This is a genomic window from Parabacteroides goldsteinii, assembly GCF_020091425.1.
Lineage (GTDB): Bacteria > Bacteroidota > Bacteroidia > Bacteroidales > Tannerellaceae > Parabacteroides > Parabacteroides goldsteinii.
Window position 1 is genome coordinate 5,337,394 of the sequence record NZ_CP081906.1, and the last position, 20,979, is coordinate 5,358,372.

The following is a 20,979-nucleotide window of genomic DNA, read 5'->3' on the forward strand; positions in this document are numbered from 1 at the left end:
CAATAACAACTAACATATGGTTCTGAACTACATCTGGATCGCTTTCTTTCTAATCGCTTTCGTCGTCGCGCTGGGCAAACTTATCTTTGCCGGAGATACGGCAGTCTTCACAGAGATTATCAATTCCTCTTTTGCGTCTGCCAAGACCGGATTCGAGATATCGCTCGGACTGACCGGTATCTTGTCGCTCTGGCTGGGTATTATGAAGATTGGCGAAAAGGGGGGAGTCATCCAGTCGTTTGCCCGGTTGGGGGCACCGGTTTTCAGCAAGCTCTTCCCGGGCATACCGAAAGAGCATCCGGTGACAGGTTCTATCTTTATGAATATCTCCGCCAACCTGCTGGGACTGGACAACGCAGCCACACCGATGGGGCTGAAAGCAATGCAGCAACTACAAGAACTGAATACTGAAAAGGATTCTGCCAGCAACCCGATGATTATGTTTCTTTGCATCAATGCTTCGGGGTTAACCCTTATCCCAATCACCATCATGATGTACCGGGCACAGATGGGGGCAGCCAATCCATCGGACGTTTTCCTGCCGATTATGCTGGCGACATTCTCATCCACATTGGTTGCCATACTGGCCGTCTGCATCAAACAACGCATCAATATACTCCAAAGAAATCTGGTACTGTTCTTCGGAGGCCTGGCTGCCTTTATAGGCGGACTGGTCTGGTTGTTCAACTCATTGGAACAGGAACAGGTTTCGCTTTATTCCACCTTGTTCGCAAACACATTATTGTTTACTATAATCTGCGGATTCATTGTCAGCGGCATACGAAAAAAAATCAATGTATATGACACATTTATAGAAGGAGCTAAAGAAGGCTTTAAGACGGCAATAACGATTATACCGTATCTGGTCGCCATATTGGTCGGGATAGGGGTATTCCGCGCCTCAGGAACGATGGATTTTATCATTGAAGGAATCCGTATGGGTGTCGGTGCATTAGGGGTTAATACTGATTTTGTCGGTGGCCTGCCGACCATCCTGATGAAGCCGCTTAGCGGAAGCGGTGCACGCGGAATGATGCTGGATGCGATGAACACCTATGGCGCCGATTCGTTTGTCGGACGGCTGGCTTCCATCGTACAAGGCTCGACGGATACGACTTTTTACGTAGTCGCACTTTATTACGGAAGCGTTGGCATCCGCAATACCCGTTACACCATACAATGTTCACTGTTGGCAGACCTGGTAGGGGCTATTGCCGCAATAACTTTAACGTATATATTCTTTGCCTGACAGCAAATTCCCGATTATCAAAATGTCACTACTATACCGGGTAAATCGGATTAATATGGCAGGTATTTGAAAATACTATACCGGGTAATATTTTTTAACATATCATTCAGAAAGACAAATAAGAATAATAATAGCATTATGACAATATCATTTCACGCAGAAGACATCGAACTTCCGGCCATCAAGAAAGAGGCTGTCAGCAACTGGATCAGGAAAGTTGCCGAAACATACGGTAAAAGGACAGGGGATATCAGTTACATCTTCTGTTCCGACGAAAAGATCCTGGAAGTAAACCGCCAGTATCTGCAACATGATTATTATACAGATATCATCACATTCGATTATACCAGTGGAAACAAGATATCGGGCGACCTTTTCATCAGTCTGGATACGGTAAAAACAAATGCGGAAAAGTTCGAAACTCCATACAACGAAGAACTGCATCGTACGATCATCCACGGAATCCTTCATCTGTGCGGCATCAACGACAAAGGGCCAGGGGAGAGGGAGATCATGGAAGAAAACGAAAATAAAGCACTGGCTATTTTGCCTGAAGAGTGCCGGGAGAGTTAATCCCGGCATTTTTCATCTGTTGTTTCTAATAAACCAAAATCAGAAACGCCATCCGACGTTAAACTGGATAACGCCATTATGATCTTTTCCCCTGAAAAGATTACTGCCACCCAAAGTATATTCCGACTCCTTAAAGATATAAGTACAACCTAAATTATAATTGACGGAAACGATTAATCCCATATCAAACGTGTAACCGGCACCCATGGAAAAAGAAAGATCACACGGACTCATATCATCCTTTATATTCCTCGAAACGGTTTTTGTTTCAAAAGGAGGGTAACCCAACGAATATTTGAAGTTGGTTCCTTTTGCCCGGACATTAATACCTAATTGCGGACCACCAAACATATGAAAACCTTTATACAAATAGAACTTTGCATAAATAGGAATATTTAAATAATCAATGTCCAATTTGGATGTTTCACCTTTATATTTATAGCGGTATCCCTGCATGGAATAATAAACTCCCGGTTCCAGTGCAAACAATTTGGAAAAGCGGATTTCTCCGGCAACTCCGACATTTACACCAGGCCGCATATCCGCGAAACTTTCCGGGTAGGTATTAGCCAGATTAAACCCGATACGGGGAATAAAATGAAACTCTTGTGCAGATATCTGAATAGAGATAAGGGCAACAAACAAAAGGAGTACTAACTTTTTCATAACATATCTAATAACATTGTTAAATATATAGATGCCGGATATTACTAATATGTTGCATGAGTACTTAATTTTTAATGTATAAAGTCATTGAAGCAATAAAACTGGTAAATACTTCGTTTATTAATTAGTAGTCACTCAAAAACATATTATCATGAACACAACCTCTTTAAAACTCGGAATCCAAAAAGCTATCAATAATATATCTGAGATTTGGTTCCTGTTGATTTTGGCTGTACCGACTATTTTCGACGCAATCTTCGAAATAGGAAGCAAAGGGAAATGGACAATTCCTTTCATTCTTCTTTCAATAGCGGTCATTTTAATAAGCATACTTATCAAACAATTGATTCAAAAAACTGCATGGATAAGCCTTGTACTGGGAGTTGTTTTGTGTTTCTTTTCTTCATTTTTTATAGCAGCAGCCCTCTCCGAGTATGATGAATTTCCACTAGGAACCGAACCTAATGCCCTTTCATTACTTGCCTTCGGAACAATCGTCGGTGGAATATCATTCGCCTTGGCTATCAAAATGAGTTTCCAAGGAGCATACAAACTGTATACCGATTAACAGCAAAAATATCCTCTACAAACAAAAGTTTAAAATAAATCCTGATACTCATCAGAACTTGCCATTTACTCATTGTTCAAACAGATAAGAGTCTTTCTGTCTATATTTAGTCTGTAATCTAATTTTTCATCTTAAATTTACAGATATGAAAGCGAGACTCTTATTTTTATTCCTGTGCCTGACATGGAACGGCTGGGCGGACACATTCGTCCCTTACAATCCCGACTCACTGAAAAAGGGAGATTGGATAACCCTCGAAACTGTCCATTACTATCCCTATATCGCTCCGGGTATTAAAGAAGAAATCCCTTGGAGGGCGGAGAATATACGCCGGATCACCATACTAGCTACAGTGGCAGAAAAAACAGACAAGTCCATTTCTATCGACTATACGCTGGATAACTTGTACGATTGCCATAATAATAAGGAAAAACATGGTTTTCATTATTTCGATAGCCGCTATCGACAGGATTTCGCTGTCGAAGAGAATATGTCAGACAAACGAATTTTGCGCGTTACATACGACCGAAAAAGCCGGAAAGCACTCGTATTCGATAAATCAGACTCAATCTACTCTTATCCGAAAACGTTTATTCCTTTTGGAGTAAGGCAGGAGGGATTATCCGCCTATCCGGGAACATTTTTCCTAAATTCGTTAAATCTAGAGAAATTGATTACCCCAGTTTCCAAGGATTTCCTGACTGGCTGGGATAAAGACGGAACTATCCAACTCATACCAAATACACGGGTTGTCGATGCCTCATTCGATCTTCCCCCAAATACAGAATTTACTTGTAGCAATTACGGTATCGATGCATCTAAAGATTCAACCATTCACAAGAAAATATTTATCGCTTATCCGACAGAATACAAAGTCGGAGAACGAATAACGCTACTGCTTACTCCAGGAGATTCCATTATTCAAGACAAAGAGGTATATGCAAATACACATACCTACCGCTACGAAGGACGGGGGAGGGAGCAAAACAACCTCGACTATAGCTCCCGACGGTTCTCCTTCTACAATGCAGAATTTGGTAGCCTTTCTCCCGACGAGATAAAAAAAGCTCTTCAATCCCGTGATTCTCTTTTCCAAATTGCCTTTGAGAAAGATTTTAAGAAAATGGATCCTTATTGGAAAAAGGTATTCGAACGCTCGGAACAGTATTTTAAAGGAGGGTTTATCTTACTACGCTATATGTATAATAATGACAAAGAGGCTTGGCATAAAAGTGGTTTACTCAACTGGCAAGCTCCCCACTTTGCATCAATCAATCCGCTTATCGATTATGCATACAACCTGAGAAAACCGAATGCTGCACATTACAGTTTCTTTCTGAATGTGTACACTAGTTACAAAAAACAGGAACTCAAATCGGACAATCTGTGTCTGAATAAGCAGATAGAATTAACTCCACAAGAAGAGTATCTTCTGAATAAACAAATTCTATCCGGCTATCCAAGATATCTGATAAACGGAGTCAGCCTAATGAAATTAGCATATGATAAAACACTACATGAAATTGAAGATGATTACACTAATTTTATCACTTCCTGTCCGGATACCAGCCTAACAAACGAAGTAAAAAGAGCATACAATACACTATTACCTTTTGAAGCCGGAAAAAATATCAAGGAAAGTGGTCTAGTCATAACTGACAGCCTGCATCTGGTGAAAGGAAGCGACCGGAAATATATCCTGTTATTTTTATCCGGAAGCCATGGCCTCAGTGGATATTATCTTCAAGAGGCACTCGACTTGAAAAAACTCCTTCAAGAGAAAGGATTAGCCTCCACTGTACAATTCGAACTTTATGCAAACTTTAAAGCTCACAATGCAGAAGTGATAAAGCCATTCAAGGCTATACCCGAAAAGCAATCGCAGGACTTGAATTTTAAATTGGGTTTTGGTACTATAACTATCCTGATGCATGAAGACGGAACTATTCTCTATCGGAGGCTCGGTGGATTTACAACAAGTAAAATCCCTGAATTAATTCAAAAAGATCTGAACAGAGAAGACAAATCTTTCAACGATTTTATGAAAGGATTCAAGGAGGGCATTTTAGGTGCGCTCCTAATCGCAGCAATCATCGGTATCATATACTATTTCCGAAACAAAAACAGACAGAAGCAGGAGCGTAACCGCCGCCATATCCGCGAACTCGAACTCCGTGCCATTCGTTCTCAGATGAACCCGCATTTCATCTTTAATGCGCTAAGTTCGATACAGAATCTGATCAATCGCTCGGCCAATCAGGAGGCGAACAAATACCTGATCGATTTCTCACGTTTACTGCGCAAAGTTCTGGCTACATCCGAAAAGAAACTGGTTCCTCTCTCGGATGAGATCGAGCAACTGGAACTATACCTGAAACTCGAACAACTTCGTTATCCTTTCTCTTACTCGTTGACTGTCGATCAGAATATCGAGCCGGATGCAATCGAAATACCGGGAATGCTGATACAACCTTTCGTTGAAAACGCCGTTAAGCACGGAATTGCTCCGCGCGGTACGGGAGAAATCATAATTCGATTATCTTTGCAGAATCAGTTGTTGATAATCGATATCACTGACGATGGTCCCGGATTGAAAACAGAGGCAAATGGTGGCTTCGGTATCCGTGCCGTCACCAATGAGTTCGAAATATTAAAGACTTTGTACAATACGGAAATCGGTATTACGATCGAAAACAGACAGGAGAAAGAGTCTGTTTCCGGTTGCCATGTCCAATTATCCATTCCTCTATAAAAACAAAAATATGGAGACAAAAATAACCGCAGCAATTGTTGATGACGAGCAGGGGAACCGGGAAAACCTGCTCCGCATGCTCGGTACCTATTGTCCGCAAATCAAAATATCGGCTATTTGCAGTTCAGTCACGGAAGCCCGCACCGTCCTGCCCGAAGCTAAACCGGATATCCTTTTTCTGGATATCCGGCTGGGCGACGATACCGGTTTTTCCCTCCTGGAAAGTCTGCCGGATATTCCTTTTGAAGTGATTTTTGTAACGGCTTACGACAGCTATGCGATCCAGGCTATCCGCTTCAGCGCACTCGACTATTTACTGAAGCCTATCGACCCGGAAGAACTGACACATGCTGTAGATAAAGCAGTCCAGGTCGTCTTACGAAAACAGGAAAACAAGCGGATGCAAAACCTTCTGCAAAACAAGCGGGCACTGGATAAACAAAAGAAAATAGCCCTGTCAGTCGCCGATAAAATTGAATTTGTTGAAATCGGCTCTATCGTCCGTTGCGAATCGGAAAGCAACTATACCACTTTTTATCTTAAATCGGGAGAGAAGCTGATCGTATCAAAAACATTAAAAGAATTTGACGACTTGCTGACACCTTACAATTTCCTCCGTGTTCATCAATCACATCTGATCAATCTGGAAGAAATAAAAAGTTTCATTAAAAGCGATGGGGGATATATCCGTATGAAGGATGGTTCTTCCATCAGCATTTCCCGTCAACGACGGAATTATGTGATGGAAGTTTTAAAGCAATTGTAAGCCGTAGCGGCCCGGATTCCCGTTCACTCTTTATATTTCAGGTCGAAGCGTCCTTCTGTAATACGGTCTCCCTCAAAAGTCCCGCTGAATATCCCGTCAGACATCCGGGTAATGTGGACTTTTCCATCTCCGATTTTTTGGTTATCAAAAGAGACATTCGTGTACGGAAGCGTTTCTCCCTGTTTGGGATTAGGTATTGAAAAGCGAAGGTAAGAATCGAAACCTATTTGTGCCGAAATCGTCATGCCGGTGCTATCTTCCAGCTGGGTAAATTCAGCAACCGGTAACCCCCAGCGGCCGCTTACAGATACCCAACCGTCAACCAGGCAACCGAATGTATTCGCACCGGTCGCAGTAGCCTCAGGCATAAGAGTGGGATCAACCGATTTATTCTCTTCACAGGCTATACAGAAAAAAAGCAAACAGATAAATAATATATATTTCATAATGGTGTCTAATTAAAAATGAAAATTCATACCGAACAACAACGATAATTGAGAAAAGCAGCCGCCACCGCCATTCAATTCAGGTGACTCGACCTGCCATTTCTGACCATGGTATTTGACGGAATAGCTATCCGAAGAGGTAACGATCCAATTCACCTTTGCAGAGATTCCTATATGCTGGGAAAAGAGATATTCACCGCCTGCGGATAAGTTATAAGCGAGCTTGTTCATCGACACATTCCGCGGTTTATCGTACACCGAACTTTTATCTTTGTAAAGCTGGTATCCCAAACCCGTCGACAAAGACAAATTAAACTTCTGCTTGACGTAGAACAGGGCGATTTGTGGCGCAATGTAGTTCATCAGAATTTTATCGGAGCCTTCATCATGACTATTTTTATACTGTCCACCCTGATAAATGAGACCGGGAGACAGTTTAAATGAATCGAAGATATATTTATCCCCCAGATAATAGTAGTTAACACCCCAGGAAACCCCGTTTCGCAAATCATTGCGATAAGCATCGGAGTTGTTTGTAATCCCGATCATCTTTCCCAAATACCAGGAGGGACCCGCATGGACAGAAAACAACGATTTTCCGACCGACGCCTCCTGGGCAAACAACGAAAGGGTTGACATCAACAGCCCCAATAAAAACAAATACTTTTTCATAACATTCTTTTTAGACTTATATTAATATATGATGGACTATAGAATTTAAAAGCTGCATAGAAACATATAAAAAATATATTTAGGATAAAGCCACCAACAGTTCTGCATCCGTAGAATCTTTAACGAAACAAAGCATAAGCAAAATATCCTTTGGGATGGTGGCTAAAAGGCGGAGTATGACTATCTTTGCAAAAGAAACAAAGAGAATTACGACAATGACTTTCAATTACGATGTGATCGTGGTAGGTGCTGGCCATGCAGGCTGTGAAGCCGCAGCAGCTGCCGCCAACCTGGGTTCAAAAACGCTTCTTATCACCATGGACATGAATAAGATTGCACAGATGAGTTGCAATCCGGCCGTAGGCGGTATCGCCAAAGGACAGATCGTCCGTGAAATAGACGCGCTGGGTGGTTATATGGGGATTGTAACAGACCGCACTGCGATTCAGTTTCGCATGCTGAACCGAAGCAAAGGTCCGGCTATGTGGAGCCCGCGTGCCCAGAGTGACCGTGCCCGTTTTATTGATTGCTGGCGGGGAATACTGGAGAACCTTCCGAACTTATATATCTGGCAGGATACTGTCCGCGAAATAATGCTGGACGGAGATACTGTCTGTGGTGTAAAAACCAATATGGATGTAGAATTCCGGGCAAAGAGCGTAGTCTTAACTAACGGAACGTTCCTGAACGGCCTAATGCATATCGGACGTACACAATTACGTGGTGGACGCATCTCGGAACCGGCAGCAACGGGGCTCACGGAACAACTGGTTTCTCTGGGAATTAAATCGGAACGGATGAAGACCGGAACACCTGTACGTATCGACGGTCGCAGCATACACTTCGATGAAATGGGCGAACAACCGGGAGAGAACGACTTTCATAAATTCTCTTATCTCGATTTTCAGCCGCGCCTGTTAAAACAACTTAGCTGCTGGACGACTTTCACAAACGAAGCATGTCATAATATTTTGCGTGAAGGTCTCCCCGACTCTCCCCTGTACAACGGACAAATCCAGAGTATCGGCCCACGCTATTGTCCTAGCATCGAAACAAAGATCGTAACATTTGCAGATAAAACCCAACATCAACTGTTCCTGGAACCGGAAGGCGAAACAACACAGGAATATTACCTGAACGGCTTCTCCTCCTCTCTCCCATTAGACATCCAGTTGCGTGCACTGCAAGCAATCCCAGCATTCAGAGATATTCAGATCTATCGCCCGGGATATGCAATCGAATACGATTTCTTTGATCCGACGCAATTACATCATAACCTGGAAACAAAACAAATCCGTAACCTGTTCTTTGCCGGACAAATTAACGGTACAACCGGTTACGAAGAGGCAGGCGGACAAGGATTGATAGCCGGCATCAACGCACATATCAATTGCCACGGAGGCGAACCGTTTATCCTAGGACGCGATGAAGCCTATATCGGCGTACTTATTGACGACCTCGTAACGAAAGGTGTAGACGAACCTTACCGTATGTTTACCTCCCGTGCCGAATATCGCATCCTGCTCCGCCAGGATGATGCCGATATGCGCCTGACAGAAAAAGCCTACAAAATAGGTTTGGCTAAACAAGATCGCTACGACCTGCTGACAGAGAAAAAAGGACACAGGGATGCTATCATCAACTTTGCAGAAAACTATTCCGTAAAGTCGCAATACATAAACGAAGGATTGGAAAAGCTGGGTACTACCCCACTCGCTCACGGTTGTAAACTGATCGACCTGATCCTTCGTCCGCAACTCACTTTGGAAAGCGTTGCCACCCTCGTCCCCGCACTCCGCACAGAGTTGGACAAGGTTCCTGCTTCACGTAAAGAAGAGATTATCGAAGCAGCAGAAATCCTGATCAAGTATAGCGGTTATATCCGGCGCGAACAGATCATCGCAGAGAAAATAAACCGCTTGGAGAATATCCATATCAAAGGTAAATTCGACTACAATTCGATCCAGTCTTTATCGACCGAAGCAAGGCAAAAGCTCACGAAGATCGACCCGGACACCATTGCACAGGCAAGCCGTATTCCAGGCATCTCCCCCAGCGATATAAACATCCTACTGGTACTCCTCGGGAGATAAAACACGAATTGTTCCACGTGAAACATTTACTTTAGGTAAAAGAAGCTAAAACACTGGGTATAGGACAGAAACAGTTAAACAAGATGAGTTCAGAAACGGAGAAACATATAAAAATGATACTTTCTATCTTGCCGGACAAGCCTGGTTGCTACCAGTACTTCGACGACAAGGGAACGATCATTTATGTAGGTAAGGCAAAGAACCTGAAGCGCCGTGTATCCTCCTATTTTAATAAGGAACACGACAACAATAAGACACGTGTACTGGTAAAGCAAATCCGCGACATCAAATACATTGTTGTCAATACAGAAGAGGATGCCTTGCTGCTCGAGAACAATCTGATCAAACAGTATCGTCCCCGGTACAACGTCATGCTGAAGGATGACAAAACATATCCTTCGATTACCGTAAAGAACGAATATTTTCCCCGCATATTTCAGACCCGGAATATAGTAAAGGATGGCTCACAATATTACGGCCCCTACCCGTCCGTATACACTGCCAAAGTCATGCTTCAGATGCTGAAGGAACTTTATCCGTTACGTACCTGCAAATATCCATTGACACCGGAATCTATCGCAGCGGGGAAATACGAGGTCTGTCTGGAATACCATATCAAACGTTGCAAAGGGCCTTGCGTAGGTTTGCAATCTATGGAAGAATACCAGCAAAACATTTCCGAAATAAAGGAAATCCTTCGCGGAAATATCTCCCAGATCAGTAAACACCTCTATGAAGAGATGCAGGTTTTGGCCGGAGAACTGAAGTTTGAAGAAGCTCAAAAAATAAAGGAGAAATACGAAGTAATAGAAAACTACCGCGCAAAATCGACAGTAGTTACGCCTATGCTTCATAATATAGATGTATTCTCTTTTGCAGAGAATGAGAAGTCGGCTTATATCAATTTCATGCATATTGGAAACGGGGCGATCGTACAGGCTTATACTTTTGAATACAAAAAACGGCTGGACGAAACCAAAGAAGAACTGCTCAGCCTGGGTATCGTAGAAATGCGTGATCGTTTTAAAAGTACGGCACGCGAAATCATCGTTCCTTTCGAAATGGAAATGGAATTAGGTAATGTGACCTTTACGGTTCCACAGCGTGGCGATAAAAAGAAATTGCTGGAACTGTCTGAAATGAATGTAAAGCAATTTAAGGTAGACCGATTAAAGCAAGCGGAAAAACTCAACCCAGAACAACGGAGCACACGTATTCTGAAAGAAGTACAGGACGCTTTGCACCTGCCTAAATTACCGATACATATCGAATGTTTCGACAACTCAAACATACAAGGAAGCGATGCCGTGGCTGCCTGCGTTGTCTTCAAAATGGCGAAACCATCGAAGAAAGACTACCGCAAATACATTATCAAGACAGTGGTCGGGCCCGATGATTACGCATCCATGAAAGAGGTAGTGCGCCGCCGTTACCAGCGAGCCGTAAACGAAGGTTCTCCCCTGCCCGACCTGATCCTTACCGACGGTGGAAAGGGGCAAATGGAAGTCGTTCGGGAAGTCATACAAGACGAGCTTCATCTCGACATACCGATAGCCGGACTGGCGAAAGACGGAAAGCACCGGACCTCAGAACTTCTTTTCGGCTTCCCTCCCGTTACGGTCGGTATGCCAATACAAAGCCAGATGTTCCGCTTCTTTACACAAATACAGGACGAAGTGCACCGCTTTGCCATCACCTTCCACAAGGACAAGCGCAGCAAAAGCCAGACCCGCTCCGAACTGGACAGCATCAATGGGATCGGAGAAAAGACTAAAGTATTACTTTTGCGCCATTATAAGAGCGTAAAGAGAATACGGGAAGCCAGCTTCGATGAATTGAAGGAATTGATCGGGGAAGCTAAAACAAAAGCATTAATAAATGGTTTAAAGTAAACATACAAATGAGAACAGTTATACAGCGTGTACAGCATTGTTCCGTTACAATCGACGGACAACTCAAATCCAATATAGGAAACGGGATGCTGGTATTGGTCGGTATCGAGGACCGCGACACACAGGAGGACATCGAATGGTTGTGCAAGAAGATTGCCAATCTGCGCATTTTCGACGATGAAAACGGGGTTATGAACCGCTCTGTAATCGATACGGGCGGCGAGGTAATGGTGGTTAGCCAATTCACTTTACATGCCTCTACAAAGAAGGGAAACCGCCCCTCCTACATCCATGCCTCCAAACCAGACTTTGCCATCCCGATGTATGAATCATTCTGTGCCGAAATGGGACTGCAAATCGGCAAGAATGTTGCCACCGGAGAGTTTGGCGCAGATATGAAAATAGAGTTACTGAATGACGGGCCGGTCACTATCCTGATCGACTCGCAAAATAAAGAATAAGATGGCTGATATTACCTTGCAACAAGCCCAGGAGAAAGTGGACCAGTGGATCAAAACGTATGGCGTACGCTACTTCAACGAGCTTACCAATATGACGATCCTGACCGAAGAAGTTGGCGAACTGGCGCGGATCATGGCACGCACCTACGGCGAACAATCGTTCAAAGAAAGCGATAAAAACCGCGATCTGGGCGATGAAATGGCCGATGTGCTATGGGTATTGATCTGCCTGGCAAACCAGACCGGCGTGGACCTGACCGCAGCATTCGAAAAGAATATGCAGAAGAAAACCAGCCGGGACAAAGAACGACATATAAACAACAATAAATTATAATTTATGGCACACGAACACAATTGCAGCTGCGGTCACGACCATGATCATGAACATCATCACGATCATGAACACGAACACATGGACAAATACCATGAAGCGTTCGCCAAATTCGACCCGGCCGGAACGGAAGAAATAGTAGGAAAGCACGTCGCATCCATCCTGGAAAAACACGAAAAAGAGAACTTCACCCCCGAAGTCCTGAAACAAATCCACGGATGCATCGACCTGACTTCGCTGACCAGCATCGACACAAAAGAAAGTATCTGGAAACTGGTAGACCGGGTAAATGATTTCGAAGGTACCCGCCCCGACGTTCCGAATGTCGCTGCCATCTGCACCTATCCCCTATTCGTGGAAACAGTCAAGCAGGCATTGACGGCACAGGAAGTAAAGATCGCCTCGGTAGCTGCCGGGTTCCCCTCCTCACAGACATTCATCGAAGTGAAGATTGCAGAAACAGCCATGGCAGTCATGACGGGAGCCGACGAGATAGACGTAGTGATGAACCTCGGTTATTTCATGGAAGATAACTATGAAGAATTGACCGAAGAGATACAGGAGATCAAAGAAAGCTGCCGCGAAAGCAAACTGAAAGTGATTCTCGAAACCGGTGCCCTGGTCACTCCGGAGAATATCCGGAAAGCTGCTATCTTAGCCCTGTATTCAGGCGCAGATTTCATTAAAACATCCACAGGCAAAGGTTACCCCGGTGCAACCCCGGAAGCCGTCTATACGATGTGTAAAGTGATCAAAAAGTACCATTCCATCACAGGAAAGCAGATCGGTATAAAAGTATCGGGAGGTGTACGCACCGCCGAAGATGCTGTCAAATACTATACAATCGTCAAAGAAGTACTGGGCAACGACTGGCTGAACAAGGAACTGTTCCGTATCGGTGCCAGCAGCCTGGTTGAAGATATTGAGCACCGCCTGGGGAAATAAATTCATCTCCGGAAAAGCGATCTTAGAAAAAAGGGACGCGGATTACGCAGACGGGCGCAAAGAAACGCAGATAATTATTGTTCAAAAACAAAAAGTCTGTGTTCATCTGCGCCCGTCTGCGTAATCCGCGTCCCCTTTCTAAGATATCAGATACAACCAACAAACTTGGAAGCTATTACTTCTGCCGTTCCATAATATAATCGGCCAACGCCAGCAAACCTTCGCGGGCATCCGATTCCGGAAGCTGCATAAGCACCTCCACTGCTTTGTCGTGATACTCTTTCATACGCATTTCTGCATATTCAATACCTCCGTTCGCCTTGGCAAACTCGATCAAAGCATCAATATTTCCGGATGAGAAATCCTTTTCATTAATCACTTTCAAGAAAGACTCCACCTCTTCTCTCCTGCCACTTTCAAGTGCATGCAGCAAAGGCAGCGTCACCTTTCCCTCACGTATATCGTTACCGGTCGGTTTGCCGATATTCATTTCTTTGAAGTAGTCGAAAATATCATCCTTGATCTGGAAACAATACCCCAGATACTCTCCGAACTTACGGCATTTAAGCACCAGTTCCTGCGAAGCATCCGCCGAAATAGCACCGATCTCCGTGCAGGAAGAAAGCAGCGTAGCCGTCTTTTTCTTAATCACCTGCATATAGCAAGCCTCGTCGAGGATACTCTCTTCGGCCGTTTCGAGCTGCTTGATCTCACCCTCCGATAGGTCACGTCCGAGGTTGGATACGATATTTATGATTTGCAAATTGCCTGTTTGAATAGAACGAATCAATGCGGTGGAAAGGACATAATCACCTACCAACACCGAAATGCGGTTATCGAAAATAGCATTCAGCGAAGGGACTCCCCTACGCTGTTTCGTCTCGTCGATAACATCATCATGTATCAGGGTAGCCGTATGCAACAATTCAAGGAAAACGGCCGAATTGATCGTATGGTCGGTTACTTTTCCACAAGCTTTTGCTGTGAGAAGTACCAGTAACGGGCGGACATGTTTGCCACTGGCATGCAAGAGCTGGTCGATAGCTGATTGCAACCTATGCGTCTCACTACGAAGTGAATCCGCAAACTCATCGTTAAAGCGTTTAAACTCTTCCGCAACCGGTTGTTCTATTTTCTTTCTATCATTCATAATCTATCCAAAGATTCGCAAAAGTAACAAAAAGTATTGAGTAAGCGAGTTTTTTCGTACATTTACCGTCTATTGTCACCCTAAAACGTGTTAAAAGAGATGAAGCTATTCCTCATAGACGCGTATGCACTGATCTATCGGTCGTACTACGCATTTCTTAAAAATCCGCGTATCAACTCGAAAGGCATGAACACTTCTGCCATTTTCGGTTTTATCAACAGTCTGGAAGACGTTCTGAAACGCGAGAACCCGACGCATATCGCCGTGGCTTTCGACCCGAAAGGCCCGACCTTCCGTCACGAAGCCTACGAGTTATACAAGGCACAGCGGGAAGAAACCCCGGAAGTGATCCGGCAATCCGTTCCTATTATAAAGGATATTATAGAAGCATACAATATCCCTATACTGGAAGTCCCCCGCTTTGAGGCAGACGATGTGATCGGCACCGTATCGAAGCAGGCCGAGAAAGAGGGATTCGAAGTTTATATGATGACACCCGACAAAGACTACGGCCAGCTGGTATCCGAACATATATTTATGTACCGCCCCAAGTTCGGAGGCGACTACGAGGTGATGGGCGTCAAAGAAGTCCTGAATAAATACTCGCTGACTTCGGTCGACCAGGTGATCGACCTCCTGGGTCTGATGGGTGACAGTTCCGATAACATTCCCGGCTGCCCGGGTGTCGGAGAGAAGACGGCGCAGAAACTTCTCGAGGAATATGGCTCGATCGAAAATCTGTTGGAGAATACCGACAAGCTGAAAGGTGCCCTCCAGAAGAGAGTGACGGAGAATGCCGAACAAATCCGTTTCTCCAAATTCCTGGCAACGATCAAGACGGACGTCCCCATCCAGTTCGATGCCGCGAAATGCGTCCGTGAAAAACCGAACGAAACCCGTCTGACCGAGATTTACACGGAATTAGAATTCAGAACATTTATTAACAAAATGACAGGCGAAGAGAAAAAGTCCGCCCTCGCCCCGCAGAAGGTAGTAGCGAAAGGCCCTGTTCAAGGCAATCTCTTTGACTTATTTGCGACCGAGGAGCCGAGTGTTCCAAAATATTCGACTCTCGCGAACTTAAAAACGACCCTTCATGTATATAAAACCGTTGATACTGAAGAAGAAATGGCTAAATTAGGCCGTTTTTTAGCAGATCAGGATTTTTTCGCTTTTGACACGGAAACAGATGGCATTGACCCGCTTACTGCCGGATTGGTCGGAATGTCGTTCGCGGTGAAGGAAAACGAAGCCTGGTACGTCCCGGTTCCGGCCGACAAGGAAGAAGCAGCGAAAGTTGTCGCCCACTTCTCCCCTGCCCTCCAAAATCGCAAATCACAGAAAATCGGACAAAACATCAAATTCGATATTATCGTCCTCCGCAAGTATGGAGTCCGCGTGACCGGTCCGTTATTCGACACGATGATCGCCCACTACCTGCTGAACCCGGAACTTCGTCACGGGATGGACTACCTGGCGGAAACGTATCTCAAATATAAACCCGTCCCCATCTCGCAGCTGATCGGCCCGAAAGGGAAAAACCAGCTTTGCATGCGCGACGTACCTCTCGCCCAGATCGCCGAGTACGCCGCCGAAGATGCCGACGTCACCCTCAAGCTCAAAAACTTCTTTGCCCCCGAATTGAAGAAAGCCGGTATCGAGTCTCTCTTCTTCGACATCGAAATGCCTTTAATATATGTATTGGTAGAAATGGAGGTGACAGGCGTCAAGCTCGACACGGTTGCGTTGAAGCAGTCATCGGAAGAACTGACCGCCGCACTCAACAATCTGGAAAAAGAGATTTACGAACTGGCAGGAGTCAAATTCAATATCAATTCCAGCAAACAGGTGGGCGAAGTCCTTTTCGAACATCTCAAGATCGAAGAGAAAGCCAAAAAGACAAAAACAGGCAGTTACAGTACGAGCGAAGATATTCTGGAAAAAATGCGTTCCAAACACCCGGTGGTAGGCAAGCTGCTGGAATATCGCGGACTGAAAAAACTGTTGAGTACCTATATAGATGCCCTTCCCGAACTGATTAATCCGGAAACAGGCAAGATCCATACCTCGTTCAACCAGACCGTCACGGCTACCGGCCGCCTGAGTTCGACGAATCCGAATCTCCAGAATATCCCTATCCGCGACGAACTGGGACGTGAGATCCGTAAAGCATTCATTCCCGACAACGAAGATTGCACCTTCTTCTCGGCGGACTACTCGCAGATCGAACTCCGCATCATGGCCCATCTGAGCCAGGACGAGCACATGATCGAAGCCTTCCGCAGCGGCGCCGATATCCACTCCGCAACCGCTGCCAAGATATATGGCATCCCGGTAGAGGAAGTGACCGGCGACATGCGCCGCAAGGCAAAAACGGCCAATTTCGGGATCATCTACGGCATCTCCATATTCGGACTTGCCGAACGGCTGAACATTCCCCGGGCAGAATCCAAAGAGCTTATAGAAGGTTATTTCAAAAGCTATCCGGGTATCCGCGATTACATGGACGAGAGTATCCGCATCGCAAAAGAAAAAGGCTATGTCGAAACGATATTCAAACGCAAACGTTACCTGCCGGACATCAATTCGCACAACGCCATCGTACGCGGTTATGCCGAACGAAATGCGATCAACGCCCCTATCCAGGGTAGCGCCGCCGACATCATCAAGGTAGCGATGGTACGCATCTACAACCGTTTCGAAGAAGAAGGTCTGAAAAGCAAAATGATCCTTCAGGTACACGACGAACTCAACTTCAACGTCTGCCAAGACGAGCAGGAAAAAGTACGTCAGATCGTCCTCGAAGAAATGGAAAACGCCATCCAGCTCCAAGTCCCCCTGATCGCCGACTGCGGTGAAGGGAAGAACTGGCTGGAGGCACATTAAACAGAGGTCTGATAAAACATACTAGTATATGAAATACCTCATTCTTGCCCTGGCATTATCGTTCGTTTGCTCCTGTAAGCAAACGAACGATAAAAACATACAACTGGTCACAGTCGACGTCGCAAAGGACTATCCACCCAAAGAAGTCTGGTTGCAAGACATCGCCGACATAGAGTATATCCCACTGGCAACCACCGACAGCGTGCTCGTCAACTCCAACTTTTCCGTTGTCTCAAACGACGGCATAGTGGTAAGAGGCGGCAAAGTCGGTGAAATCCTGCTGTTCGACAAACAAGGCCAAACGCTGCAAGGCCGTATATGCTGCCAGGGACAAGGGCCGAAAGAATACACCGCAGCCATTTTCAATATTGTCGACTGGCAACGGAAAGAGGTATTCATTGCCGACTTCACCACCCTGAAAGTATATGACTTCTCCGGAAAATATCTCCGTACGCTGAGCCGTCAAAGCATTATGGATTTGAATATCACCGACCTGAATAGGGATTATCTGTTATGCAGCCTGTTTAAAGAAGGAAACGAAGATCCGTATGCCCCCTATTTTCTTCTCTCGAAAGAAGATGGAAAAATAGATACGTTATCAATAGAAATTCCCCGTTGCATAGCCAGCGACCGCAAAATAGTATGGGATGACGGACATACCAATAACGCCTATGGAATCTTACCGCAATTACACAGTTGCGCAGACAAGATCTGGCTAACAGACGTCGCATTAGACACCATCTTCGTGATGCACCCGGACTTGCATCTCGAGCCGGTCATGGTTCCCCTCCATGCACCCACTACAAATCTGGAAGCTCCTCTCCTGCTCTTTCGGGGAATGAATGACCGGTATGCCTGGATAAGCAGACTTCCGCGACAAGTAACAGTCAAAATGAGCGATATGGTCGCCAACCGCGAGAAAAGGGAAAAGCTATACATGTACGACCGCAATGCTGACGAATGGTGCGAACCGGTCTATCGCAACCGTGCCATAAACAACCGCGAGATGGACCCGAAGTTCATCAACACTACAGCTGTCCCCTACGGCTACGGCCTGATCGAACTGAATGCCATGGACCTGGCAGAAGCCTACGCCAATAACCAGATAACGGACGAGAAACTGAAAGAAATAGCCTCCAACCTAAAGGAAGAAGATAACCCGGTCTTGATGATCCTGAAATTCAAAAACTAAAAGACAGACGGATAGTGCATGAAACAGCATCAGTATAATACGGTAATATGAAATAAATCAAAGAAAGATGACTAAAAGAAACATTTTATCTGTTCTATTCGCAAGTTTACTGGTCGGCAGTTGCTCAGGGCCGGAAGTGAGATTAGAAAAGATCGCACCATACGCAGTCCCGCAAATCCCCCTCGAAGAAGAGACCTTGACCGATCTCCCGGACCTGTTCGCTCCTCCCCTGCATCTGCTGAACGATACATTACTCTGCCTGCTGAACCAGCAGGATGCCTCCTCCATCCGTATCTTCCAGACTACAGGCAAAGAAATGAACCAGTATACGCTAAAGAAGAAAGACACCGCCATCGTCATATCTCCCGATGAGAATTTACAGGCCCGGCTCGAATATCTGAACCCGGCCAACAACGTCTATTACGAACTCGCTGTAGACCGCGGAGAAATGTCGATCGCCGATTTCACCCGCCTGCGGTTAGGTAAATTCTCGCCCAAAGAAGCGTTCAAGGTAGGCGATAAACTATTTGTTGGTCTCGGCCCTTACCTCAAAGGACTACTCAGTGTTTTCGACAAAGACAAGCAAAGCAAAGAAATCAACTTCTTCGGAAATTATCCCGTTGCCGGGACGGAATATCAATACCAGGAATACCTCGACTATTTCCAGGGACACCTGGCCCGACGCGACAACCAGTTCATATACGCCAGCACCTATTTCGGTTATATCGCTTCCTATTCTTACGAAAACGAACGCCTGACCAAACAATGGGAAAAGCAAACGTCCGACTTCCTGTACCAAAGGGTAAACAACCGCATCGAATTCGACAACCTTCACCACGAGGGATTCGGATGCATCACAGCCGGAAAAGAACATATCTACGCCTTCAGCCAGTACCTGTCGGAAAAACAAATGAAAGAAAACGGAATATTAGTATTCGACAAAAGCGGAAAGCTACTCTCCTGCCTCCGGATAAAAAACCCGGTCGTCTACCTGGTAACAGACAGCCGTGAGGAAAATTTATATGCCGTCTCTTACGACATAGAAGAACAACATTTGTACCTAAGCAAGTTAAAAACAACCCTATAAACCCACCGATTATGTCACTCTACGATTACATCTGGAAAATAATGCTGCGTAAAATCCCTTACGAAAAAGAAGGCACCCGCTACACCGCAGGTCACAGGCATCTGGCCTTCTCCCGCAGCAGCATAAATTAACTGTAAAAACCAGGATAATCCCTGTTCTTGAAGAATATACAAGAAAGAATGGTTATCTTTGCCAACTCCAATTAACAACAAAAATCTATGAGCGATGCAGAATATAATAATATGACACCCCGGCAAATGGAATTTGCTGTTTTTTGTGTGATGTGCGTTGCTGAAGAACTGCAAAAACCGGCAACAGAAATATATGACCTCATGATGCAAAACCGGGTTCTGCAAGACTATATCGTCGAGTTTTATGATGTACTACACACACAAAGCCGGGAATATATAGTGGAAGATATTATCAACTTAATGAAAGAAAATCAGATCCTATGATTGTTTATCACGGTTCATATTGCAGGGTGGAGAGGCCGGAACTCACTTTCTCCCGGGAAAAGTTAGACTTTGGTAAAGGCTTCTATATAACCCCTATCCGCGAGCAGGCAGAACGTTGGAGCAAACGTTTTCTAAGAGCCCGAAAAGCAGCTATACTCAATGTATACGAACTGGATGAAAATCTTTTAAAGTCCTCCGGCTTCAAGGTAAAAACATTTACTGCCTATGATGAAGAATGGCTGGATTTTATATTCGCTTGCCGGAAGGGAGAAACTATTTATCTACAATACGATGTAATAATCGGAGGTGTGGCGAATGATAATGTGTTTGCCACATTGGATGCTTATTTTTCAGGATATATGAGTAAAGACATTGCATTGGACAGGTTGAAATATGAAAAGCCTAACCATCAGATTTGCATATTGAATGATGCTATCCTGGAGCAATATCTGGTATTTAAAGAAGCAATCGATTTGATATAAAAAGTTATGGATGCAGTCGGAACATTAAAGCTATTGAAATATGCACGAATCATCAAAGGGTTCGCAGAGCAAATGAAAATACCTTACGCAAAAGCTATGGATTTATTTTTCCATTCCCTTACATTTCAATTATTGCAGGATGGAGAAGCCGATTTACATTGCCGAAGCGATTTGTATCTGATAGACGAACTCAAGTTGGAAATCTACGGGAAACTATGAATAACCTCTTCAATAAATGAAAATTGCACATATACAAGAAAGAATGGTTATCTTTGCCCGCTGAAAAAGTCTGCCGGACGGCAGCTTCCGAGAT

20 protein-coding genes are annotated in these 20,979 nt (G+C 44.8%); 16 read left to right on the forward strand and 4 right to left on the reverse strand.

Annotated elements, in window-relative coordinates; all coding sequences use genetic code 11:
* Window positions 1-16: 16 nt before the first annotated feature.
* Both K6V26_RS22295 and ybeY read left to right on the forward strand, forming a co-directional pair.
* Complete coding sequence (locus K6V26_RS22295; protein ID WP_224263906.1) at window positions 17-1,249, forward strand: nucleoside recognition domain-containing protein; 1,233 nt, start codon at window positions 17-19, stop codon at window positions 1,247-1,249.
* Between the two features lie 138 nt (window positions 1,250-1,387).
* A complete protein-coding gene (gene ybeY / locus K6V26_RS22300; RefSeq protein ID WP_224263907.1) occupies window positions 1,388-1,822 on the forward strand; it encodes an rRNA maturation RNase YbeY in 435 nt (144 codons plus the stop codon).
* A gap of 39 nt (window positions 1,823-1,861) precedes the next feature.
* Here ybeY and K6V26_RS22305 read toward each other — a convergent pair whose 3' ends face one another.
* Complete coding sequence (locus tag K6V26_RS22305) at window positions 1,862-2,488, reverse strand: porin family protein (protein ID WP_009860520.1); 627 nt, start codon at window positions 2,486-2,488, stop codon at window positions 1,862-1,864.
* 151 nt (window positions 2,489-2,639) lie between these two features.
* Between K6V26_RS22305 and K6V26_RS22310 the strand changes: the two genes are divergently transcribed.
* The 3 genes from K6V26_RS22310 to K6V26_RS22320 all read left to right on the forward strand — a co-directional run bounded on the left by K6V26_RS22310 (window position 2,640) and on the right by K6V26_RS22320 (window position 6,574).
* Entirely contained in the window at window positions 2,640-3,056 is a 417-nt protein-coding gene (locus K6V26_RS22310) for a hypothetical protein (RefSeq protein WP_046145828.1), read from the forward strand.
* A 145-nt stretch (window positions 3,057-3,201) separates the two neighbouring features.
* Window positions 3,202-5,808 (forward strand): sensor histidine kinase, encoded by a 2,607-nt coding sequence (locus K6V26_RS22315; RefSeq protein ID WP_224263908.1) that lies wholly within the window; start codon window positions 3,202-3,204, stop codon window positions 5,806-5,808.
* A 10-nt stretch (window positions 5,809-5,818) separates the two neighbouring features.
* Window positions 5,819-6,574, forward strand: coding sequence for a LytR/AlgR family response regulator transcription factor (locus tag K6V26_RS22320; RefSeq protein ID WP_009860517.1), 756 nt, complete (start codon window positions 5,819-5,821; stop codon window positions 6,572-6,574).
* A 23-nt stretch (window positions 6,575-6,597) separates the two neighbouring features.
* On the opposite strand, the gene K6V26_RS22325 is transcribed toward K6V26_RS22320, so the two are convergent.
* Both K6V26_RS22325 and K6V26_RS22330 read right to left on the reverse strand, forming a co-directional pair.
* Complete coding sequence (locus tag K6V26_RS22325) at window positions 6,598-7,020, reverse strand: hypothetical protein (protein WP_224263909.1); 423 nt, start codon at window positions 7,018-7,020, stop codon at window positions 6,598-6,600.
* 12 nt (window positions 7,021-7,032) lie between these two features.
* Window positions 7,033-7,692, reverse strand: coding sequence for a porin family protein (locus tag K6V26_RS22330; RefSeq protein WP_009860515.1), 660 nt, complete (start codon window positions 7,690-7,692; stop codon window positions 7,033-7,035).
* A gap of 215 nt (window positions 7,693-7,907) precedes the next feature.
* On the opposite strand from K6V26_RS22330, the gene mnmG reads away from it, so the two are divergent.
* The 5 genes from mnmG (at window position 7,908) to deoC (ending at window position 13,414) form a co-directional block, all read left to right on the forward strand.
* A complete protein-coding gene (gene mnmG / locus K6V26_RS22335; protein WP_044245307.1) occupies window positions 7,908-9,785 on the forward strand; it encodes a tRNA uridine-5-carboxymethylaminomethyl(34) synthesis enzyme MnmG in 1,878 nt (625 codons plus the stop codon).
* 83 nt (window positions 9,786-9,868) lie between these two features.
* Window positions 9,869-11,677 carry an excinuclease ABC subunit UvrC gene (uvrC, locus tag K6V26_RS22340; RefSeq protein ID WP_224263910.1) on the forward strand — a complete coding sequence of 603 codons (1,809 nt, stop codon included), beginning with the start codon at window positions 9,869-9,871 and terminating at the stop codon, window positions 11,675-11,677.
* Window positions 11,678-11,685: 8 nt separating this feature from the next.
* A complete protein-coding gene (dtd, locus tag K6V26_RS22345) occupies window positions 11,686-12,138 on the forward strand; it encodes a D-aminoacyl-tRNA deacylase (protein ID WP_010801225.1) in 453 nt (150 codons plus the stop codon).
* Window position 12,139: 1 nt separating this feature from the next.
* A complete protein-coding gene (locus tag K6V26_RS22350) occupies window positions 12,140-12,472 on the forward strand; it encodes a nucleotide pyrophosphohydrolase (RefSeq protein ID WP_009860511.1) in 333 nt (110 codons plus the stop codon).
* A 3-nt stretch (window positions 12,473-12,475) separates the two neighbouring features.
* A complete protein-coding gene (gene deoC, locus K6V26_RS22355; RefSeq protein ID WP_224263911.1) occupies window positions 12,476-13,414 on the forward strand; it encodes a deoxyribose-phosphate aldolase in 939 nt (312 codons plus the stop codon).
* Between the two features lie 175 nt (window positions 13,415-13,589).
* Here deoC and K6V26_RS22360 read toward each other — a convergent pair whose 3' ends face one another.
* Entirely contained in the window at window positions 13,590-14,564 is a 975-nt protein-coding gene (locus K6V26_RS22360) for a polyprenyl synthetase family protein (RefSeq protein WP_010801223.1), read from the reverse strand.
* Window positions 14,565-14,663: 99 nt separating this feature from the next.
* Between K6V26_RS22360 and polA the strand changes: the two genes are divergently transcribed.
* The 6 genes from polA to K6V26_RS22390 all read left to right on the forward strand — a co-directional run bounded on the left by polA (window position 14,664) and on the right by K6V26_RS22390 (window position 20,885).
* Window positions 14,664-17,450 (forward strand): DNA polymerase I, encoded by a 2,787-nt coding sequence (gene polA, locus K6V26_RS22365; protein WP_128135441.1) that lies wholly within the window; start codon window positions 14,664-14,666, stop codon window positions 17,448-17,450.
* A 28-nt stretch (window positions 17,451-17,478) separates the two neighbouring features.
* The gene (locus K6V26_RS22370; RefSeq protein WP_224263912.1) at window positions 17,479-18,642 is read left to right on the forward strand and encodes a 6-bladed beta-propeller; all 1,164 of its coding nucleotides are present in this window, start codon (window positions 17,479-17,481) and stop codon (window positions 18,640-18,642) included.
* Between the two features lie 67 nt (window positions 18,643-18,709).
* On the forward strand, window positions 18,710-19,729 hold the full coding sequence (locus K6V26_RS22375; RefSeq protein WP_224263913.1) for a hypothetical protein: 1,020 nt from the start codon (window positions 18,710-18,712) through the stop codon (window positions 19,727-19,729).
* Window positions 19,730-19,947: 218 nt separating this feature from the next.
* Window positions 19,948-20,184, forward strand: a complete 237-nt coding sequence (locus K6V26_RS22380; protein WP_009860504.1) for a DUF3791 domain-containing protein — start codon at window positions 19,948-19,950, stop codon at window positions 20,182-20,184.
* The gene (locus tag K6V26_RS22385) at window positions 20,181-20,666 is read left to right on the forward strand and encodes a DUF3990 domain-containing protein (protein WP_046145836.1); all 486 of its coding nucleotides are present in this window, start codon (window positions 20,181-20,183) and stop codon (window positions 20,664-20,666) included. Before K6V26_RS22380 ends, K6V26_RS22385 begins: the two co-directional genes overlap by 4 nt.
* A 6-nt stretch (window positions 20,667-20,672) precedes the next feature.
* Entirely contained in the window at window positions 20,673-20,885 is a 213-nt protein-coding gene (locus tag K6V26_RS22390) for a hypothetical protein (protein ID WP_009860502.1), read from the forward strand.
* The last annotated feature ends 94 nt before the right edge of the window (window positions 20,886-20,979 follow it).